This is a genomic window from Chryseobacterium capnotolerans, assembly GCF_021278965.1.
GTDB classification, from domain to species: Bacteria; Bacteroidota; Bacteroidia; order Flavobacteriales; family Weeksellaceae; genus Chryseobacterium; species Chryseobacterium capnotolerans.
This window is the reverse complement of the sequence record NZ_CP065589.1, coordinates 111023-128264: the sequence shown is the minus strand read 5'-3', so window position 1 is coordinate 128264 and position 17242 is coordinate 111023. Positions and strand designations below refer to the sequence as shown.

The 17242-nt window shown below is 35.0% G+C and carries 20 protein-coding genes; 15 read left to right on the top strand and 5 right to left on the bottom strand.

Going from position 1 to position 17242, the window contains the following annotated elements; all coding sequences use genetic code 11:
• Positions 1-29: 29 nt before the first annotated feature.
• Positions 30-1034, bottom strand: coding sequence for a DHH family phosphoesterase (locus H5J24_RS00535; protein WP_068944856.1), 1005 nt, complete (start codon positions 1032-1034; stop codon positions 30-32).
• Positions 1035-1269: 235 nt separating this feature from the next.
• On the opposite strand from H5J24_RS00535, the gene rpmH reads away from it, so the two are divergent.
• Both rpmH and H5J24_RS00525 read left to right on the top strand, forming a co-directional pair.
• Positions 1270-1428, top strand: coding sequence for a 50S ribosomal protein L34 (gene rpmH, locus H5J24_RS00530; protein ID WP_039365072.1), 159 nt, complete (start codon positions 1270-1272; stop codon positions 1426-1428).
• Between the two features lie 154 nt (positions 1429-1582).
• On the top strand, positions 1583-2293 hold the full coding sequence (locus H5J24_RS00525) for a cell division ATP-binding protein FtsE (RefSeq protein WP_068944857.1): 711 nt from the start codon (positions 1583-1585) through the stop codon (positions 2291-2293).
• A gap of 39 nt (positions 2294-2332) precedes the next feature.
• Here the strand turns inward: H5J24_RS00525 and H5J24_RS00520 are convergent, their stop codons facing one another.
• From H5J24_RS00520 to H5J24_RS00510, 3 genes are read right to left on the bottom strand one after another with little or no spacing between them, the layout of a single operon-like run.
• The gene (locus H5J24_RS00520) at positions 2333-3037 is read right to left on the bottom strand and encodes a tRNA1(Val) (adenine(37)-N6)-methyltransferase (protein WP_068944858.1); all 705 of its coding nucleotides are present in this window, start codon (positions 3035-3037) and stop codon (positions 2333-2335) included.
• Positions 3037-4491, bottom strand: coding sequence for a sensor histidine kinase (locus H5J24_RS00515; RefSeq protein WP_068944859.1), 1455 nt, complete (start codon positions 4489-4491; stop codon positions 3037-3039). Before H5J24_RS00515 ends, H5J24_RS00520 begins: the two co-directional genes overlap by 1 nt.
• Before the next feature lies 1 nt (position 4492).
• Positions 4493-5077 (bottom strand): riboflavin synthase, encoded by a 585-nt coding sequence (locus tag H5J24_RS00510; protein WP_068944860.1) that lies wholly within the window; start codon positions 5075-5077, stop codon positions 4493-4495.
• A 48-nt stretch (positions 5078-5125) separates the two neighbouring features.
• Between H5J24_RS00510 and pdxA the strand changes: the two genes are divergently transcribed.
• From pdxA to H5J24_RS00445, 13 genes are all read left to right on the top strand, one after another.
• On the top strand, positions 5126-6217 hold the full coding sequence (gene pdxA, locus H5J24_RS00505) for a 4-hydroxythreonine-4-phosphate dehydrogenase PdxA (RefSeq protein WP_068944861.1): 1092 nt from the start codon (positions 5126-5128) through the stop codon (positions 6215-6217).
• Between the two features lie 84 nt (positions 6218-6301).
• Complete coding sequence (locus tag H5J24_RS00500) at positions 6302-6832, top strand: YceD family protein (protein WP_068944862.1); 531 nt, start codon at positions 6302-6304, stop codon at positions 6830-6832.
• Positions 6833-6899: 67 nt separating this feature from the next.
• Entirely contained in the window at positions 6900-7103 is a 204-nt protein-coding gene (gene rpmF / locus H5J24_RS00495) for a 50S ribosomal protein L32 (RefSeq protein WP_002976251.1), read from the top strand.
• 127 nt (positions 7104-7230) lie between these two features.
• A complete protein-coding gene (gene accB / locus H5J24_RS00490; protein WP_068944863.1) occupies positions 7231-7716 on the top strand; it encodes an acetyl-CoA carboxylase biotin carboxyl carrier protein in 486 nt (161 codons plus the stop codon).
• A gap of 98 nt (positions 7717-7814) precedes the next feature.
• On the top strand, positions 7815-9170 hold the full coding sequence (gene accC / locus H5J24_RS00485; RefSeq protein WP_068944864.1) for an acetyl-CoA carboxylase biotin carboxylase subunit: 1356 nt from the start codon (positions 7815-7817) through the stop codon (positions 9168-9170).
• Positions 9171-9383: 213 nt separating this feature from the next.
• The gene (locus H5J24_RS00480) at positions 9384-9956 is read left to right on the top strand and encodes a Crp/Fnr family transcriptional regulator (protein ID WP_232815965.1); all 573 of its coding nucleotides are present in this window, start codon (positions 9384-9386) and stop codon (positions 9954-9956) included.
• Between the two features lie 77 nt (positions 9957-10033).
• Positions 10034-11155 carry an FAD-dependent monooxygenase gene (locus H5J24_RS00475; protein ID WP_068944930.1) on the top strand — a complete coding sequence of 374 codons (1122 nt, stop codon included), beginning with the start codon at positions 10034-10036 and terminating at the stop codon, positions 11153-11155.
• Between the two features lie 60 nt (positions 11156-11215).
• Entirely contained in the window at positions 11216-11767 is a 552-nt protein-coding gene (locus tag H5J24_RS00470; protein ID WP_068944931.1) for a YdcF family protein, read from the top strand.
• A gap of 23 nt (positions 11768-11790) precedes the next feature.
• Positions 11791-12093 carry a hypothetical protein gene (locus tag H5J24_RS00465; protein WP_068944932.1) on the top strand — a complete coding sequence of 101 codons (303 nt, stop codon included), beginning with the start codon at positions 11791-11793 and terminating at the stop codon, positions 12091-12093.
• 342 nt (positions 12094-12435) lie between these two features.
• On the top strand, positions 12436-13686 hold the full coding sequence (gene rocD / locus H5J24_RS00460) for an ornithine--oxo-acid transaminase (protein WP_068944933.1): 1251 nt from the start codon (positions 12436-12438) through the stop codon (positions 13684-13686).
• A gap of 2 nt (positions 13687-13688) precedes the next feature.
• Positions 13689-14486 carry a DUF5672 family protein gene (locus tag H5J24_RS00455; protein ID WP_068944934.1) on the top strand — a complete coding sequence of 266 codons (798 nt, stop codon included), beginning with the start codon at positions 13689-13691 and terminating at the stop codon, positions 14484-14486.
• A gap of 2 nt (positions 14487-14488) precedes the next feature.
• Positions 14489-15487: a WaaS/CpsH family glycosyltransferase gene (locus H5J24_RS00450; RefSeq protein ID WP_068944935.1), complete on the top strand. Its 999-nt coding sequence runs from the start codon at positions 14489-14491 to the stop codon at positions 15485-15487.
• 6 nt (positions 15488-15493) lie between these two features.
• Entirely contained in the window at positions 15494-16444 is a 951-nt protein-coding gene (locus tag H5J24_RS00445; RefSeq protein ID WP_068944936.1) for a glycosyltransferase family 2 protein, read from the top strand.
• Positions 16445-16460: 16 nt separating this feature from the next.
• Here the strand turns inward: H5J24_RS00445 and H5J24_RS00440 are convergent, their stop codons facing one another.
• A complete protein-coding gene (locus tag H5J24_RS00440) occupies positions 16461-17237 on the bottom strand; it encodes a class I SAM-dependent methyltransferase (protein ID WP_082811297.1) in 777 nt (258 codons plus the stop codon).
• Between the last annotated feature and the right edge of the window lie 5 nt (positions 17238-17242).

The following is a 17242-nucleotide window of genomic DNA, read 5'->3' as shown; positions in this document are numbered from 1 at the left end:
TGAGTTATCATTTATCTTTTAACGCCTTTCTACAAATTTTCTTCGATTAGTCTTGATTTGAATATTTCTATAGTTCCTGGCAAAGAATCATTGGATTTACCTCCTGCTGCATTAATGTGCCCGCCACCATTAAAGTATTTTCTGGAGAATTGGTTTACATCTACATCATCTTTACTTCTGAATGAGATCTTAATAAAATCTTCATATAGATCTTCCATAAAAAATGCAGACATTTTAACTCCGGCAATACTTAATCCATAGTTTACAAAACCTTCCGTATCTCCTTTTTGGAAACCAAATTCTTTAAGTTCATTTCTTGTCAGGCTTAAAATCGCAACCGTTCCATCATTCACCACTTCTATCCTTCCCAAAACCAAGGCCAGTAAGTGAAGACGGGAAACTGTATTGGTATCCCAGGTATTAGAAGTAATCATTGCAGGATCTGCTCCTTTTTCTATTAAATTAGCAATAATCCTATGGGTAGTTGCACTGGTAGAACGAAAACGGAAACCTCCTGTATCCGTCATAATTCCGGTATACATACATTCTGCCATATCCTGATTGACTAGTTTTTCATCATTTAATGCTTCGATGAAATGATAAACCATTTGTGAAGTGGCAGGAATTACTGTATCTGAATATACAAAGTCAAACGGTTCCGGCTGTTGGTGATGGTCAATAAGAATTTTTTTCCCTTGAGCTTTTACCAGCCACTCACCCAATAACCCGATTCTTGAAGGAGAATTAAAGTCAAGGCAGAAAATAACATCTGCTGCTGCAATCATATCAGCTGCCAATTTTCTTTTATACTCTGCAATAATGACTTTTTTAGCCTCCGGCATCCATTTCAGAAACTTAGGAAAATCGTTGGGTACAATAACTTCTGCATAAATTCCTCTTGCCTTTAAATAATGTTTTAACCCCAGACTGGAACCAATAGCATCACCATCCGGATTATAGTGGGTAAGAATAACTATTTTGTTTTCAGGTGTAAGTAATGTATTGATCTCTAAAAGTTCTGCTGGTGTAAACATCTTGTGTTTATTTTCGTTAAAAATTAAGTTTTCAAAGATAGAGCTTTTATATAAATCATTTAAATATTATTTTTGCACGAAGAAATTCAGGTTTCTATAAGGGTTTGTAAATATTTTTGGAAAAAGCATCACAGATAATTTTTAAAAAAAATAATTTAAGTTTGTATCTTATAAAAATTTATATATCTTTGCAACCTGAAAATTAATAGATTAATTACGATTTAAACATATAGTAATGAGTAAAAGAACATTCCAGCCATCAGAAAGAAAAAGAAGAAACAAACACGGTTTCAGAGAAAGAATGTCTACGCCAAATGGAAGAAGAGTTTTGGCTGCTAGAAGAGCTAAAGGCAGAAAGAGTTTAACTGTAAGTGCTGCACGCGCTAAGAGATAATCTTTTTATTATCATATACAAAACATGCTTGAGAAGTTTCTTTTCAGGCATTTTTTGTTGTTAAAATTTATTAAAATTAGAGTCAAATAGACTTCTTTTTTCTATTTTTAAAGATTGAAAATTTTTTGTTAGAAATAGCCTTTAAAATTAAATTATGCCACATACAAATATCTCCGGAGACAATATTATAAGTTTACAGCACGCCAAAATTGCGCAAAAAAACTTTACTGTTCTTTCTGATGTAAATCTTAACATTAAAAAAGGTAGATTCTGCTACCTTATTGGAAAAACAGGTTCCGGAAAAAGTTCCCTTCTGAAAACGCTTTATGGACACATTCCATTAGCATCAGGACATGGATCTGTGGTAGGATTTGATCTGGCGAAACTAAAGCCGTCTGATATTCCTAACCTTAGAAGAAAACTAGGAATTGTATTCCAAGATTTCCAGCTGCTTTCCGACAGAACCGTTGAAAAGAACCTGAAATTTGTTTTGGAAGCTACAGGATGGAATGATAAAGTCAAAATAGAAGACAGAATTAATGAAGTATTGGGAAGCGTGAACATGAAGAGCAAAAAGCACAAAATGCCACATGAACTTTCCGGAGGTGAACAACAGCGTATCGCCATTGCAAGAGCCCTGCTTAACCATCCGGATCTCATCTTAGCGGATGAGCCGACAGGAAACCTTGACCCTGAAACTTCCAACGAAATCATGACCTTACTAAAACAGGTTGCCCTTGAAAACGGAGCTGCTGTAGTAATGGCAACACACGACTACCATATGATCCAAAACTTCCCTGGTGAAGCGATCAGATGTGAAGATGGAAAAGTATCAGTATTGGATACAGCAGAACTATTTGAATAAGAATAATAGATTGAGAATAACAGAATATTTCTTTTCTGTCTAATCCTCAACCTCTTTAAAGACATGAAACTCTTTGGTGAGTTCAAGATATTGGTCCGAGTATTTTCTCGGACTTTTTTCTATAATAAATTCGGATTCCAGAAGGCTCTTTTGGATTGATGAAAACTCTAAAACCAATCTTTTTGCCTTTGAATTTTCAATGCCTTTGATATTCACCTTTCTGTTCAGAAACAGATTATTGTCTTCAGCAATTGAAATAAAGACTTCTCCTGCTTCAATCGGGATAATTACCGAAAGAAGTCCATTCTCGGATAATAGCCGGGCAGATTGAGTGATAAGCTGCCTAAAATTCAATTCTACGGTCTGGCGTGCAATTTTATCTTTATCAGATCCCGATTCTTCAAAGTAAGGTGGATTTGAAACAATCAGGTCAAACTTTGCTTCTGTTTCAAAATTCTTAAAATCCTGGTGGATATTCTTCAGCCTTGCATGAAAGGGAGCATTTTGAAAATTAAGCTTTGTAAGAGCTACAGCATCCGCATTGATATCCAATCCTAGAAAATCTGCTTCGGAATTTCTTTGAGCCAGCATTAATGAAATCAACCCCGTTCCCGTTCCTACTTCCAACACATGAAAGGCAGACTCTATATCTGCTAAGGCTCCAAGCAACACCCCGTCTGTTCCTACACGGAAGACGTCTTTGGATTGCTGAATTTCAAACTGTTTAAATTTAAAAGACTTCACTATAAATTAGTAGGCAATGTTATGATGAATGTAGACCCTTTTCCTAGTTCTGATTTTACCGAGATCTCTCCTTTATAGTCTTCAATCATTTTTATTACCATAGACAATCCAAGTCCCATCCCACTGGTTTTAGAAGTAAAATTAGGTTCAAAAATTCTTTCATACATACTTTCAGGAATTCCAACACCGTTATCCTGAACAGAGACAATCACCCTTCGCTGGTGCTGTTCTACATCTACATTAATGATCAGTTTTCTTTCATCACTTTCTGCCTGTTTAGCATTAGTCACAAGATTGGTAATGATTCTGGACAAATAAATCCTGTCCATATTAATCATAATATTACTCTTGTTGGCATGCATGAAGATACTGTCATCATTGAATACACGGAGGATATCTTCGACTTCGGTATTCAAATTAATCACTTCATTATTTTTTTCGGGAAGCTTAGCAAATTCAGAGAATGCAGAAGCTACTGTAGCGATCAGATCAATCTGATCCACCATCGTTTTACTCATCAACTTAACTCTTTCCCTTATATTTGGATCTTCCGGATCAAACTTTCTTTCAAAATTCTGAATGGTTAGTTTCATAGGAGTAAGTGGGTTTTTCACCTCATGAGCAACCTGCTTCGCCATTTCTCTCCATGCCTCTTCAGATGCTTTAAACCTCAGTCTCTCTTTCTGATCCTGAATCTGTAGAATCATTCTATTGTAAGCTCTGGCCAAAGCATTCAATTCATCATTTTTATAATATCTGATAGGACGCATTTCATTTTCGAACAATGTAATACGGGTAATCATATCAGAGAATTTTGTAATGGTCTTGGCCAGACTATTAGAAGTCACCCAGCTTATCCAGATACTGAACAGAATAAGAAAGATATCGACTAAAAGAATATATTTTACATACTGATGCAATACATCCAGATAGGCTGATTCATTATGATATAAAGGAATATAGACAATACCAATTGGCTCCAGCTCGTTATTCTTCAATAAAAGATAAGAAGAAGTAAGCTTGGCATCTTTAGCAGCATCGTATCTGGTCATATCAACTCTGGCATCCGTAGAGAGAATTTTGTTGATAATTTCCATGGAAAGTGTTTTCTGATCGATCAGACTTTCATCTTTATTAGAAAGTACATAGTTTCCCTTCAGATCATAAATAACAATATCATGCTGGTTAATATCTGCAATTTCAAAAATCTTATTGCCTAAAACCTTTGGCAGATCCTTTGTCTCTACCAATGTACGGCTTACTGCATAATCCAGATATCTCATCACTGCATTGGTTTTCTCCTGCATATCAATATTACTCTGCTGCAGGGAATTATTTCTCAATACAAAATAAGGAACCAGCGATGTTGCCACAACACTTAAAAAGCATACCAATAAGAAACCGAAAAACACACGGTTTCTTAAACTATATCCTTTATATTTATTTAACGACATCCTACTTTTTAATTAACCTAGCAATATACTTACCAATAATGTCAAATTCTAGGTTCACTTTATCTCCAATTTTCAAGTGTTTCATATTGGTAAATTCCCAAGTGTAAGGAATAATAGCTACCGAGAATTGTGTATCCTCGCTTTTTGCTACCGTTAAACTGATTCCGTTTACAGTGATAGATCCCTGAGGCACAGTCACAAAGTTTCCGTCTGCTTCATATTGCATGGTGATGAAATAGCTTCCGTCTTTATTTTCAATTCCTACAACTTCCCCGGTTTTATCAACGTGTCCCTGAACAATATGGCCATCTAACCTTCCGTCCATCTTCATACAACGTTCAAGGTTCACAACCGTTCCCAGCTCCCATTTCCCAAGGTTGGTTTTCTCAAGAGTTTCGTTGATTGCTGTGACTACGTATTGACTGTCTTTAATCTCCACAACAGTAAGGCAACATCCGTTATGTGCCAGGCTCTGATCAATTTTAAGTTCGTTTGTAAAAGGGCATGTCAGGGTGAAATCTATGTTACTTCCTTTCTCTTCAATCTTTTCAATAACACCAACTGCTTCAATAATTCCTGTGAACATATTATTTTTTGCTAAATTTGTAAATTATAATCTTCAAAGATAATCAAAATGAGCCCAAAAAACCATAAAGTACGAGTAGGAATTTCAATCGGTGATTTCAACGGCATCGGTCCGGAGATCATTATGAAGTCTCTGAAAGACAAAACCATTACAGATTTTTTCACGCCTGTAATTTTTGGTTCGGGGAAATTATTCACTTATCAAAAAAACATTTTCAAGCTGAATCTGAATTTCAACTATGTAAATGAAGCTTCTCAGGCACAAGCCGGTAAGCTGAATATGGTAAATCTGACCAAGGAAAACGTGAACGTTGAGCTGGGTGTTCCCACTGAGGAATCTACCCAAATGGCTATTGATTCTTTGGAAGCAGCAACTGAAGCTTTAATAAAAGGTGATATTGATGTTTTGGTAACCGCTCCTATCAACAAAGATGAAATGGTGAAGATGGGCTTCAAGCATGCCGGACATACCGGATATTTTGAAGAAAAATTCAGTAAGAAAGGATTAATGTTCCTCGTCACTGAAGATCTTAAAGTGGCAGTATCTACTCATCACATTCCTATTGCGCAGATTGCAGAAAATATTTCCAAAGAAAAAATCAAGAAACAAATCAGGGTATTGAACCAAACACTTATCGAAGATTTCTGTATTCAGAAACCGAGAATTGCTGTATTAGGATTAAATCCACATGCTGGAGATGGAGGTGTAATCGGTACTGAAGAAATAGAAATTATCAGCCCGGCCATCCAGGAACTTTCAGATCATGGAATACTGGCATTTGGCCCTTTCCCGGCAGACAGCTTCTTTCAACCGAACAAATACAAAAACTTTGATGCCGTTTTAGCCATGTATCATGATCAGGGGTTGGCTCCATTCAAAACATTGGCTTATGAAGAAGGGGTAAATTATACAGCAGGACTTCCGTTTATCAGAACCTCTCCGGATCATGGGGTTGCCTATGATATTGCGGGAAAAAACATTGCAGATGAGCAAAGTTTTACAGAAGCTATTTTCACTGCTATTAAGGTTTTCAAGAACAGAAGTGAATACAACGAACTGATGAGCAACCGTCTTCAGCCTAGAAAAATAGCTGTAGATAACGGAATCGACGAAGATCTGCCTGAGGAAACTGAAGCATAAACCGTTAAAACAAATTTTAAATTAATTTGTTTTAGATTTTATTTGTTATTATAAAAAAAATGCATATTTTTGCACACTCATTTTATGGACAAGTTAAGAAACTATGACGTAAGCTTTTCCGGACTTAAAAACGGAAAACACGAGTTCAAGTTTGAGATAGATAAAACGTTCTTTCAATTATTTGACACTGAGCAGGAATTTACAAATCCAAGAATAGAAGTGAATGTCTTTTTAGACAAACACACAACTTTTCTGGAGTTTGAGATTAAAATAAAAGGTTTAGTTGAGCTAGTTTGTGATATTACAAATGAAGATTTCGACTATCCTATTGAGAATGAAATCAAGATTCTGGTGAATTTCGGGGAAGAATATGATGACAGCAATGAAGATGTCATTACCATTCCTACCGCAGAGCATGCTTTCAATGTAGCGCATTTGATCTACGAAAATGTAATGCTTTCTATCCCGATGAAAAAGATTTCACCGAATGTAAGTGATGAAGATATCAAAATCCTAGATCAGTTCAGTCCGAAAGATATTGAGGAAATTGAAGAGGAAGAACATGAAAGTGACCCAAGATGGGATGCTTTAAGAAAATTAAGAGACAATAATTAAATAGAATAATTTAAATATGATGAGATGATGAATCTCATCGCTCATCAATTAAAAAAGTTATTAGAAAATGGCACATCCAAAGAGAAGACAGTCGTCGACAAGAAGAGATAAGAGAAGAACTCACTACAAAGCTGTAGTTCCTCAATTAGCTAAAGATGCAACAACAGGAGAGCTTCACCTATACCACAGAGCTCACTGGCATGAAGGAAAACTTTACTACAGAGGTAAAGTAGTATTGGAAAAAGAAGTAGCTGCTACTGAAGAAAACTAAGAGTCGCTTTTCACTGAAAAAGCCTCATTTTAATACAAAAACCGCCCAATTTTGATAAAATTTGGCGGTTTTTTGTTGTTTTTTACGTTTTTTTGGTATCTTTGAGCCAAAATCAAATATCAAATTTATGGACATTAAAGACATACAGAATCTTATTAAGTTTGTATCTAAGGCTGAAGTTTCAGAAGTGAAGTACAAGACTAAAGATTTCGAAATCACTATTAAAACTCCATTAGCTGGAAGCGAAGCTGTTTATGCACAACCAGCAGTATACCACACTGCTCCGCAAGCGGTAGCTTCTCCAGCACCTGTTGCAACTCCTGCTGCGGCTCCTGCTGCTGAAAAAACTGAGGCTGCATCTGATGACAGTAAATATATTACGATCAAGTCTCCAATGATCGGTACTTTCTACAGAAAGCCATCTCCGGATAAAGACGTATTTGCAAATGTAGGTGACGATGTTTCTGTTGGTAAAGTAGTTTGTGTTATTGAAGCAATGAAATTATTCAACCAGATTGAATCTGAGGTTAGCGGAAAAATCGTTAAAATCTTAGTTGACGATGCTACACCTGTAGAATACGACCAACCATTATTCTTAGTAGATCCATCTTAATTTAGGGGTTAGATGTTAGACATTAGATGTTAGATTAAATTCTACATTAAAATAACATTATCTAATTTTCAAATTATCTAATTTTCAAATTGAAGAAGATGTTCAAAAAAATATTAATAGCCAATCGTGGCGAAATTGCAATGCGTATTTTACGTACTTGTAAAGAAATGGGGATCAAAACTGTAGCTGTATATTCTACTGCTGATAAAGACAGTCTTCACGTAAGATTTGCTGATGAAGCGGTTTGTATTGGTCCAGCAATGAGTAAAGACTCATATCTTAAAATCCCTAACATTATTGCTGCTGCAGAAATTACCAATGCAGATGCTATTCACCCAGGTTACGGATTCTTATCTGAAAATGCTAACTTTTCAAGAATTTGCGAGAAAAACGGAATCAAGTTCATTGGAGCTTCTCCTGAGCAAATTGAAAAAATGGGAGACAAAGCTAACGCTAAGGCTACCATGAAAGCGGCTGGAGTACCTTGCGTACCAGGTTCTGACGGATTGATTGAATCTTATGAGCACGCTGTAAAAGTTGCTGAAGAAACAGGATATCCCGTAATGATCAAAGCTACTGCCGGTGGTGGTGGAAAAGGGATGAGAGCAGTTTGGAAAGCTGAAGACCTTAAAGATCACTGGGAGTCTGCAATTCAGGAAGCTGTAGCTGCCTTTGGAAACGGAGGTATGTATATGGAAAAACTGATTGAAGAGCCTAGACACATTGAAATTCAGGTTGCAGGTGACCAATTCGGTAAAGCTTGCCACCTTTCTGAAAGAGACTGTTCTGTACAGAGAAGAAATCAGAAATTAACGGAAGAAACACCTTCTCCGTTTATGACGGACGAACTTCGTGAGAAAATGGGTGATGCTGCTGTAAAGGCTGCAGAATTCATCGGATATGAAGGAGTGGGAACTATTGAATTCCTTGTAGACAAACACAGAAATTTCTATTTCATGGAAATGAATACAAGAATCCAGGTAGAGCACCCTATTACTGAACAGGTAATTGATTATGACCTAATCAGAGAACAAATTCTTTTGGCTGCAGGAACTCCTATTTCAGGAATCAACTATTATCCTAAATTGCATTCTATCGAATGTAGAATTAACGCTGAAGATCCTTACGCAGACTTCAGACCGTCTCCAGGAAAAATCACAGGATTAAATATTCCTGGCGGACACGGAATCAGAGTAGATACTCACGTATATTCCGGATATACAATCCCTTCTAACTACGACTCTATGATTGCTAAGCTTATTACTACGGCTCAAACCCGTGAAGAAGCAATTGCAAAGATGAGACGTGCTCTTGAAGAATTCTATATTGAAGGAGTAAAAACAACTATTCCTTTCCACAGACAGCTTATGGATAATGAAGATTATCTTGCAGGAAACTATACTACAAAATTCATGGAGGATTTTGTAATGGATAGAAAATATGATAATCATTAAAAAAATATCATTCATATAAAAAAGGCGTCTAAAGACGCCTTTTTTAGTTACAAACATCTATCAATTTTTATATCGTTCTAATATGCCAACATAGAGAATATTCCCCCTTCATAAAAAGCCAAAGTAATTTTATTTTTGAAAATAAGATAAGTTATTTTTGTACTTACAAAAGATAGAACTTGTTGTAGTATAAACAAAATTAACATAAAAGCAATGGAACCAGCAATACAAGAGAAATTAGCAGAGACTCTTCAAATTTCTATGGAACGTGCGGAGGAATTTCTGGAAATTGGCTACATCATAAACTATGATAAAAACAAAATGATAGAACCTAAAAATGGAGTTTTTGACCGTTTAGGATTCATTTTGAATGGCGCTGTCCGAATTTATTACATCAATGAAAAAGGAGAAGATATCAGCTATCTTTTGCAAGTAAACAATGATGTTATTGGTGATTATGCAAGTTATATTACTGGGAAAAAATCAATGGCAGTTATCCAAACTCTTCTAAAAACAGAAGTTTTATATTTTGACAAAAAAGATATTGAGGCTTTGGTGCAGAGGGATACTTTCTGGCTGGGATTAGCAAAACATATCTCTGATTTAGCATTTTTAGATGCAAAGCAAAGGCTAGATGAGCTATTTTTTTACACCCCGGAAGAGCGTTATATCAATCTCCTGAAAAAGTCGCCTGAAATCCTGAACAAAATTCCGCAGAAATATATTTCGTCTTATTTAGGAATTACACCACAGTCGCTAAGCAGAATACGAAAAAGAATTTACTAATTCATAAATTACCTTAAGTGAACGTTTTTGGCCTTTCTGACCTTTAATTTTGTCTCACAATATAAATGTAATCAACAATGAAAATAGCAATTATCGGTGGCGGAATTGGCGGTTTAGCAACGGCTCTAGCTTTACAAAAAAATAATCTGGATATTACCATTTATGAAAGTGCCTCCGAAATAAAACCTGTAGGTGCCGGAATTATCATGGCCAATAATGCAATGCAAATTTTTGAAAAGCTTGGTATTCGTCACAAAATCGAAGAAGCCGGGCACAAAATTTCGACTATTAAAATTACTGATCCACAGCTCAGAACCTTATCGGATGTACCACTGAAAAAATTTGAACGTAAATATGGGGTACACAATATTGCTATACATAGGGGCGACCTACAGATGATTTTAGCTAAAGAAATTGGTTTTGACAACATTAGACTCTCCAAACGTTTATCTAAAATTGAACAAGGAAGCAGCTATCTATTAACTTTTGAAGACGGAACTACTGCTATTGCAGACGCTGTTATTGGAGCTGATGGCATTAAATCAGTAGTGCGACAGCAAATTTTAAACATAGGAAAACAAAGATCTGCCAATCAAAAATGCTGGCGTGGCGTTAGCGAACTCGATTGGACAAAAAAATACAGCCATCAAGCCTATGAGGCATGGGGAAAAGGTAAACGCTTCGGTTTTGTCAGAATTAATGAGCAACAGCTCTACTGGTATGCTGTGGTTAACGATAACTTGGTTAAATATCCTACCCAGCTTGCAGAACTTTTTAGCGAATTTAACTTAGACGTTTCCAGAATAATTTCCGAAACCCCAAAAGAAAAGATATTTATCAATGACATTATCGATTTGGAGCCAATTTCTCAATGGCAAAAAGATCGCGTTTGTTTGATTGGTGATGCAGCACATGCAACGACTCCTAATATGGGACAAGGGGCTTGCCAGGCAATTGAAGATGCGTATGTGCTCGGAAAGCTTTTTAGTGAAGGAAAAAGTGTGGAAGAAACTTTCAAACAATATGAAGAAATGCGTATGAAAAAAGCGCATTACATTGTCAACACGAGTTCAACAATTGGTAAAGTTTCTCATTATGAAAACAGCCTGGCAGTTTGGCTTCGTAACACTTTATTAAAAGCAACTCCTAGCTCCACCAATGAAAAGCAAATGGAAAAAGTATTTGACATTTCGTACTAAAAGCAATAGATTTTGGACCAAATAAATGCAAAAAAGGTTCCCTGATATAAAATAAATAATATGCTGAAGATTATCCTCAAATACATGTTCATTGCAGGGCTTTCCTGGCTTACTATTCATTCATTGTACATCACTTATGATGGCCTTACAAATTGTAAGCAAAAAGCAGAGCTTGCCGTGGTTTTCGGGAATAAAGTAAACGAAGACGGCACTCTTTCTCCACGATTAAAAGCAAGATTGGATAAAAGCATTGAACTCTATCAGAAAAAACAAATTAAAGAAATCATGGTCAGTGGCGGCTTAGGGAAAGAAAGCTATTGGGAGGGTACAGAGATGAAGAAATATCTGATAAAAAATAAAATTCCTGCTCACTATATTCTCGTGGATAACTTTGGAAATAACACTGAGAAAACCATTATCAATGCCATAAAAATTGCTGATAGCCTCAAGTATAACCGTATTATTTCAGTTTCGCAGTTTTATCATCAGACCCGAATCAAAAAATTATTCAGGGAACATCATTTTAAAAATATTGAAAGCTCCAGCCCTGAATATTTTGAATTAAGAGATTTTTATTCTGTTTTCAGAGAGTTTTTTGCTTACTATTTATAAAGGAGCTTCATGAATAAAATCTTATGAAACTGCACAAAAACATAAACAAAACATTAAAATGGATACTCATAGGAATAGCAGGTACAATTCTCCTCTATTTTCCTGCAAGTTTTATTGCTGTTTTCATGCTTACCTATTTCAGTTCATCCAAAAGAATTGAAAATAAGGGTGAGGAAAAGTATTTGAAAAAATCAAAAGAGACTATCATATTGAAGAGCTGGAATGATATCCAAAATACGAAAGAGAAATCAAAGATAAAGATACCATTACTTATACTTTATATCTCTACAGTAAAGATCTTTGCAATATCCAAACTGATTCTGTGAAGAAAAATCTTTGAAAATTGCTAAGGAAATCAACATCGTAAATCTGGATCCAAAATTCCATCAATATCGTTTGGTATTCTGATGCAAGCTTTATAATCCTGTTGGAACCACGATTCAATATGCAAGAAAATATCTTACACCATAAAAATATAGAATAAACTTCCCCGCATAATTTCATAACTGCTAAAGATAGAATACCTGCAACAATTTATCTGCTAAGAAAATATTTTCGTTACGGGGTCTTTTACCCTCAAAATATACTTTAACAGCCTCATTCTACCCTATTCTACTTTTGTTTATTCATATCATTAATATTGCGTAAATTTGTCGAAAACCAACAATATGTCAACAGCAGAAACAACAAAAAACTCACAGTACTTTATTGACCTTGAAGACAAACATGGAGCGCATAACTATCACCCTCTTCCAGTAGTTCTGGACCGCGGCGAAGGTGTTTTCGTTTGGGATGTAGAGGGCAAAAGGTATTATGATTTTCTTTCAGCATATTCTGCTGTCAACCAGGGACACTCACACCCTGCAATTGTAGCTGCTTTGGTAGAACAGGCAAAGAAGCTGGCTTTAACTTCAAGAGCATTCTACAACTCTAAATTAGGAGAATACGAGCAGAAGATCACCACTCTTTTCGGGTTTGATAAAGTGTTACCTATGAACTCTGGCGCTGAAGCCGTAGAGACTGCGGTGAAATTAGCCAGAAAATGGAGCTATGAAGTAAAAGGAATTTCTGAAAATGCAGCAAAGATCATCGTTTGTGAAAACAATTTTCACGGAAGAACAACAACAATTGTTTCTTTCTCTAATGATCCGGATGCCAATCAAAATTACGGTCCTTTTACCCCAGGATTTATCAAAATTCCTTACAATGACCTTACCGCATTGGAAGAAGTATTAAGCAGAGAAGCAGGAAACATTGCAGCATTCCTTGTAGAGCCTATTCAGGGAGAAGCAGGAGTATATGTTCCGGATGAAAACTTCCTTAAAAATGCTTCCGAACTATGTAAAAAGCATAATGTTCTTTTTATTGCTGATGAAGTACAAACAGGTATTGCAAGAACCGGAAGACTGATCGCTTGCCATCATGAAAATGTACAACCAGATATTTTAATTCTTGGAAAAGCACTTTCAGGAGGAATGTATCCAGTATCTGCAGTATTGGCCAATGATGAAATCATGAATGTGATTAAACCAGGACAACACGGATCTACATTCGGAGGAAACCCTATTGCCTGTGCGGTAGCGGTAGCAGCATTAGATGTAGTTGCTGATGAAAAATTATCTGAAAGAGCAGAAGAACTTGGTCAGCTTTTCAGAGCTGAGATCAATAAACTGATAGAAAAAACAGATCTGATTACTAAAGTAAGAGGAAAAGGACTTTTAAATGCGATTCTGATCAATGATACTCCTGAAAGCTCTACAGCATGGAATCTTTGCCTGCAGTTAAAAGAAAACGGATTATTGGCAAAACCTACTCATGGTAATATCATCAGACTTGCTCCACCATTGGTTATTACAGAAGAGCAATTGCTTGATTGTGTAAAAATCATCGAAAAAACGGTATTAGAATATTCAAAATAACATTGGTAGATATTATTATTCCAATCTATAGGGAAATACCTGAGGGGGATGATTTGATTGCACTCAATCAGGTATTTCATATTTTAGGACAGTATAAAATCACTTTTATACATCCTAAAAGCCTGTCTCTTGAAGCTTATCAAAGCTTTAAGGCTTCTTTTCTCAGCTTTGATGATCATTATTTTAAAGGAATCTATGGGTATAATCAACTCATGATGAGTTCAGAGTTTTATAAAAAATTTTCTGAAAAATATATACTAATTTATCAAACAGACTGTTTTATATTTAAGGATGAACTAAAATACTGGTGCCAGCAAGACTACGATTATATTGGAGCACCCTGGATACGAAGTGCAGAAAAGATTCCTTTTTTTAAATTAATTTTTGATAAAACCATTTCCGGAATTAAATCGTTGATCAATTTCAAAGGAAACGGAAAGTGGCAGAAAGATAAATCTCTACTCTACAATAATGTAGGAAATGGAGGCTTATCTCTAAGAAATAGAGAAAAATTCATTAAGGTTCTTGAAGCAATACCGGAAGTAGTGAGTATTTATCTGGATCCTAAAAATTCAGGCCAATTTTATGCTGAAGATGTATTTTTCAGCATTGAGCCAGAAAGAAATGGTATAATTTTTTCTAAACCTAATTATAAAGAAGCCTGCTTCTTCTCAATTGAGAATAAACAGGAGAAAGCAATGAACATCAATAAAGGAAAACTTCCTTTTGGCTGCCACAGATGGAATAAGGAGAAGGACTTCTGGAGACCTTATTTTTCTGATGCAGGATATTCAATATAGAAATGAACGACTTTAAAGATAAAAGTATCATATTAGCAGTTCCAAACCATTTTGGATTGCCAGAGGTTTTTAAAAAAAATCTTGAGTACCTCGGTTTTAAAGTATTTACTGTAGAACATGATTGTTTACAAGTAAAACTGAGTGCTGAAGAGTCTTTAATCCATATTTACAAAAAGGCATTCAGCAACAACAAAACATTTAAAGCCAAAGTACTGGCCGAAAAAAAGGAACATCCCCAGCTGTTTTTTCTTGACAAAATCAGCCATGCCGATTATGCCCTGATTATCCGCCCTGATTTATTCAGTAAAAATGTCTTGGCCAAAATTCAAAAGAAAAGTACCCTTACCGTAGCCTATCAATGGGATGGAATGCAGAGGTTTCCTCTGGCTGGAGAAACCATAAAATATTTTGACCGCTTTTTTGTATTTGACGAAAGAGATACTATAAGATATCCTCAGACCCAGCATATTCATAATTTTTATTTTGATTATCTGCCCACAAACTCCGAGATCAAACAGGATCTGTTTTTTGTAGGCACCTTTATGAAAGATCGTATAGAGGAACTTTGTAAACTTTCGATATTATTTCAGGAAAAAAATCTGAAAACCAATATCAATGTAATCTATACTAAAGAAAAGCATATCAAGAAGTACCGGGAATATCCTATAAATTTCACAAAAACCGGAATGAGTTTTGAGGAAAACATGAAAAATGCCAAAGCATCAAAAATTATTCTTGACTTTCAAAACACAGTTCACAAAGGACTTTCTTTCAGGGTTTTTGAGGCTATAGGATACAGAAAAAAATTAATCACTAATAATGAATTAGTGAAGGGATATAGATTTTATAATCCTAGTAATATATTTCTGCTGAATGATGATAATATGTCTGAAATTACCAATTTCCTGGCAGAGGATTATATTGAATCTTCTGAAGAAACTTATCAGAGATATTCATTTAGTAATTGGATCCAAATTTTGTTCAGTCAATTTTATAAATAAGGCTCCATGAAAACCTCAGTTGCTCTTTGTACCTACAACGGAGAAAAATATATAAAATACCAGCTCGATTCTATTTTGAACCAAACGGTTCCAATAGATGAAATTATTATATGTGATGACGGCTCTACCGATTCTACTATTTCTATTTTAAATTCTTACCGGGAGCAATACCCCAGCATTTTCAAAATCCACACTAATGAAAATAATCTTCGGAGTGTAAAAAATTTTGAAAAAGCCATTTCTCTGTGTAGCAATGAATTTATTTTCCTAAGTGATCAGGATGATATATGGGCTGACCATAAAGTTAAGATACATTTAGATTTCTTTAAAAAACATGAAAATATCAATGTAATAGCTACAAATGGTTATTGCATTACTGATGATGGTGAAAAAAAGGAAATGTATTCTTTCTGGGATCTTCCTGCTATTGCAAAATCAGCTGATAAAAACTTCAGTATAAAGGAAACTCTTTCTAAAGTAACCAATATTGCAACAGGAGCATCAATGTCTTTAAGAAAGTCTTTTTTAAAGGAAGTAATGCCTATTCCGGACTCTGAAGGTCTTCATCATGATGAATGGATCGCCTTCATCGCAGCCCAGAAAGATTCTTTTGTTATGCTGGATGAAAAATTATTTTATTATAGAATTCATGAAAATCAGCAAATTGGCGGCGTTTTTTTTGAAAGGAATGAAAAGTCCTTGCTGTTTCTTAAAAGAACATTTGGTCTTGTTCATGATTTTAAAGGTCTTTCCAAATATATAAAACGCTTAAGCAGCAGTTATAAAAAAAATCAGCTGTACCTAAAGATCCAGCCTCATCATCATCAAATGATAAAGAATAACATGAAGGAAATTGAAAGTATCTATACGGAGAAAGTACAATTAATGAAGAATCAGTTTCCCGTAAGATCAGCCATTTTGTTTCTTACCGATTTAAAAAATAAAAGGAGACTCTAACGTCTCCTTTTTACTTTTATAGCTTTGTTGTAATAAAAACAATATTATTGTCTCCTAAAATTCCGTTTATTATATTTCGTTCTCTGTTGAGAGCTACTTTAAACCCTATAAGCTCTAGCTTCTTCTGCATTTCTTCTGCAAAAATAGTGTATACCAGAATCCCTTCATCACTTCTTATTGGATCTCCATGATATTCAGGCTCCATGGTATAAACAATGTTATTGTTATCATCTAAAAATGCCCTCACCTCATCTTTTTCTGTATTCTCATAATAAGGTACTGTAAAAACATGTGAGCCTCCTTTTTTTAAAATTCTGTGTACTTCATGAAAAGCTTTATAAGGATCAGGAATATGTTCAAAAACTTCAGTTGATACAACAAGATCCAATGTATTATCTTCAAATGGAATATTCATTAAATCTACATTCAAAATTCCATTCTTTTCTTTACCATGTGTTTCATAAGGTCCAAAATATTCACTACAAATATAATGATCAATATGTTTAAGGTAATGATGTAGGGCTCCATTGGATTCAACATTATAAATTCTCAATCCCGAATCTTTACTTATTTCCCTAAGGCTGCTATAAGAAGTATTATTTTTCCGATTTATTAACTCTAAAATAACCTTAGACAAATGCCTTTTTCTGGAAATGGAATTACACTTTTTGCACGTGGCATCTTCTCTTAGATTATTCGTTCGTATTTTGATTTTTCTAATGCTTCCACAAACATTACAAAATATAAAACTGAAACCTATTCTAGTTAATTGTTTTTCTATATAATTAATCATGATTA

Coding starts and splice junctions, on each gene's coding strand:
- H5J24_RS00450 (WP_068944935.1), top strand. CDS start 14,489: ATGAACGACTTTAAAGATAAAAGTATCATATTAGCAGTTCCAAACCAT.
- H5J24_RS00515 (WP_068944859.1), bottom strand. CDS start 4,491: ATGTCGTTAAATAAATATAAAGGATATAGTTTAAGAAACCGTGTGTTT.
- pdxA (WP_068944861.1), top strand. CDS start 5,126: ATGAGCCCAAAAAACCATAAAGTACGAGTAGGAATTTCAATCGGTGAT.
- rpmH (WP_039365072.1), top strand. CDS start 1,270: ATGAGTAAAAGAACATTCCAGCCATCAGAAAGAAAAAGAAGAAACAAA.
- H5J24_RS00525 (WP_068944857.1), top strand. CDS start 1,583: ATGCCACATACAAATATCTCCGGAGACAATATTATAAGTTTACAGCAC.
- H5J24_RS00440 (WP_082811297.1), bottom strand. CDS start 17,237: ATGATTAATTATATAGAAAAACAATTAACTAGAATAGGTTTCAGTTTT.
- rocD (WP_068944933.1), top strand. CDS start 12,436: ATGTCAACAGCAGAAACAACAAAAAACTCACAGTACTTTATTGACCTT.
- H5J24_RS00510 (WP_068944860.1), bottom strand. CDS start 5,077: ATGTTCACAGGAATTATTGAAGCAGTTGGTGTTATTGAAAAGATTGAA.
- H5J24_RS00500 (WP_068944862.1), top strand. CDS start 6,302: ATGGACAAGTTAAGAAACTATGACGTAAGCTTTTCCGGACTTAAAAAC.
- accC (WP_068944864.1), top strand. CDS start 7,815: ATGTTCAAAAAAATATTAATAGCCAATCGTGGCGAAATTGCAATGCGT.
- accB (WP_068944863.1), top strand. CDS start 7,231: ATGGACATTAAAGACATACAGAATCTTATTAAGTTTGTATCTAAGGCT.
- H5J24_RS00465 (WP_068944932.1), top strand. CDS start 11,791: ATGAAACTGCACAAAAACATAAACAAAACATTAAAATGGATACTCATA.
- rpmF (WP_002976251.1), top strand. CDS start 6,900: ATGGCACATCCAAAGAGAAGACAGTCGTCGACAAGAAGAGATAAGAGA.
- H5J24_RS00445 (WP_068944936.1), top strand. CDS start 15,494: ATGAAAACCTCAGTTGCTCTTTGTACCTACAACGGAGAAAAATATATA.
- H5J24_RS00470 (WP_068944931.1), top strand. CDS start 11,216: ATGCTGAAGATTATCCTCAAATACATGTTCATTGCAGGGCTTTCCTGG.
- H5J24_RS00480 (WP_232815965.1), top strand. CDS start 9,384: ATGGAACCAGCAATACAAGAGAAATTAGCAGAGACTCTTCAAATTTCT.
- H5J24_RS00475 (WP_068944930.1), top strand. CDS start 10,034: ATGAAAATAGCAATTATCGGTGGCGGAATTGGCGGTTTAGCAACGGCT.
- H5J24_RS00535 (WP_068944856.1), bottom strand. CDS start 1,034: ATGTTTACACCAGCAGAACTTTTAGAGATCAATACATTACTTACACCT.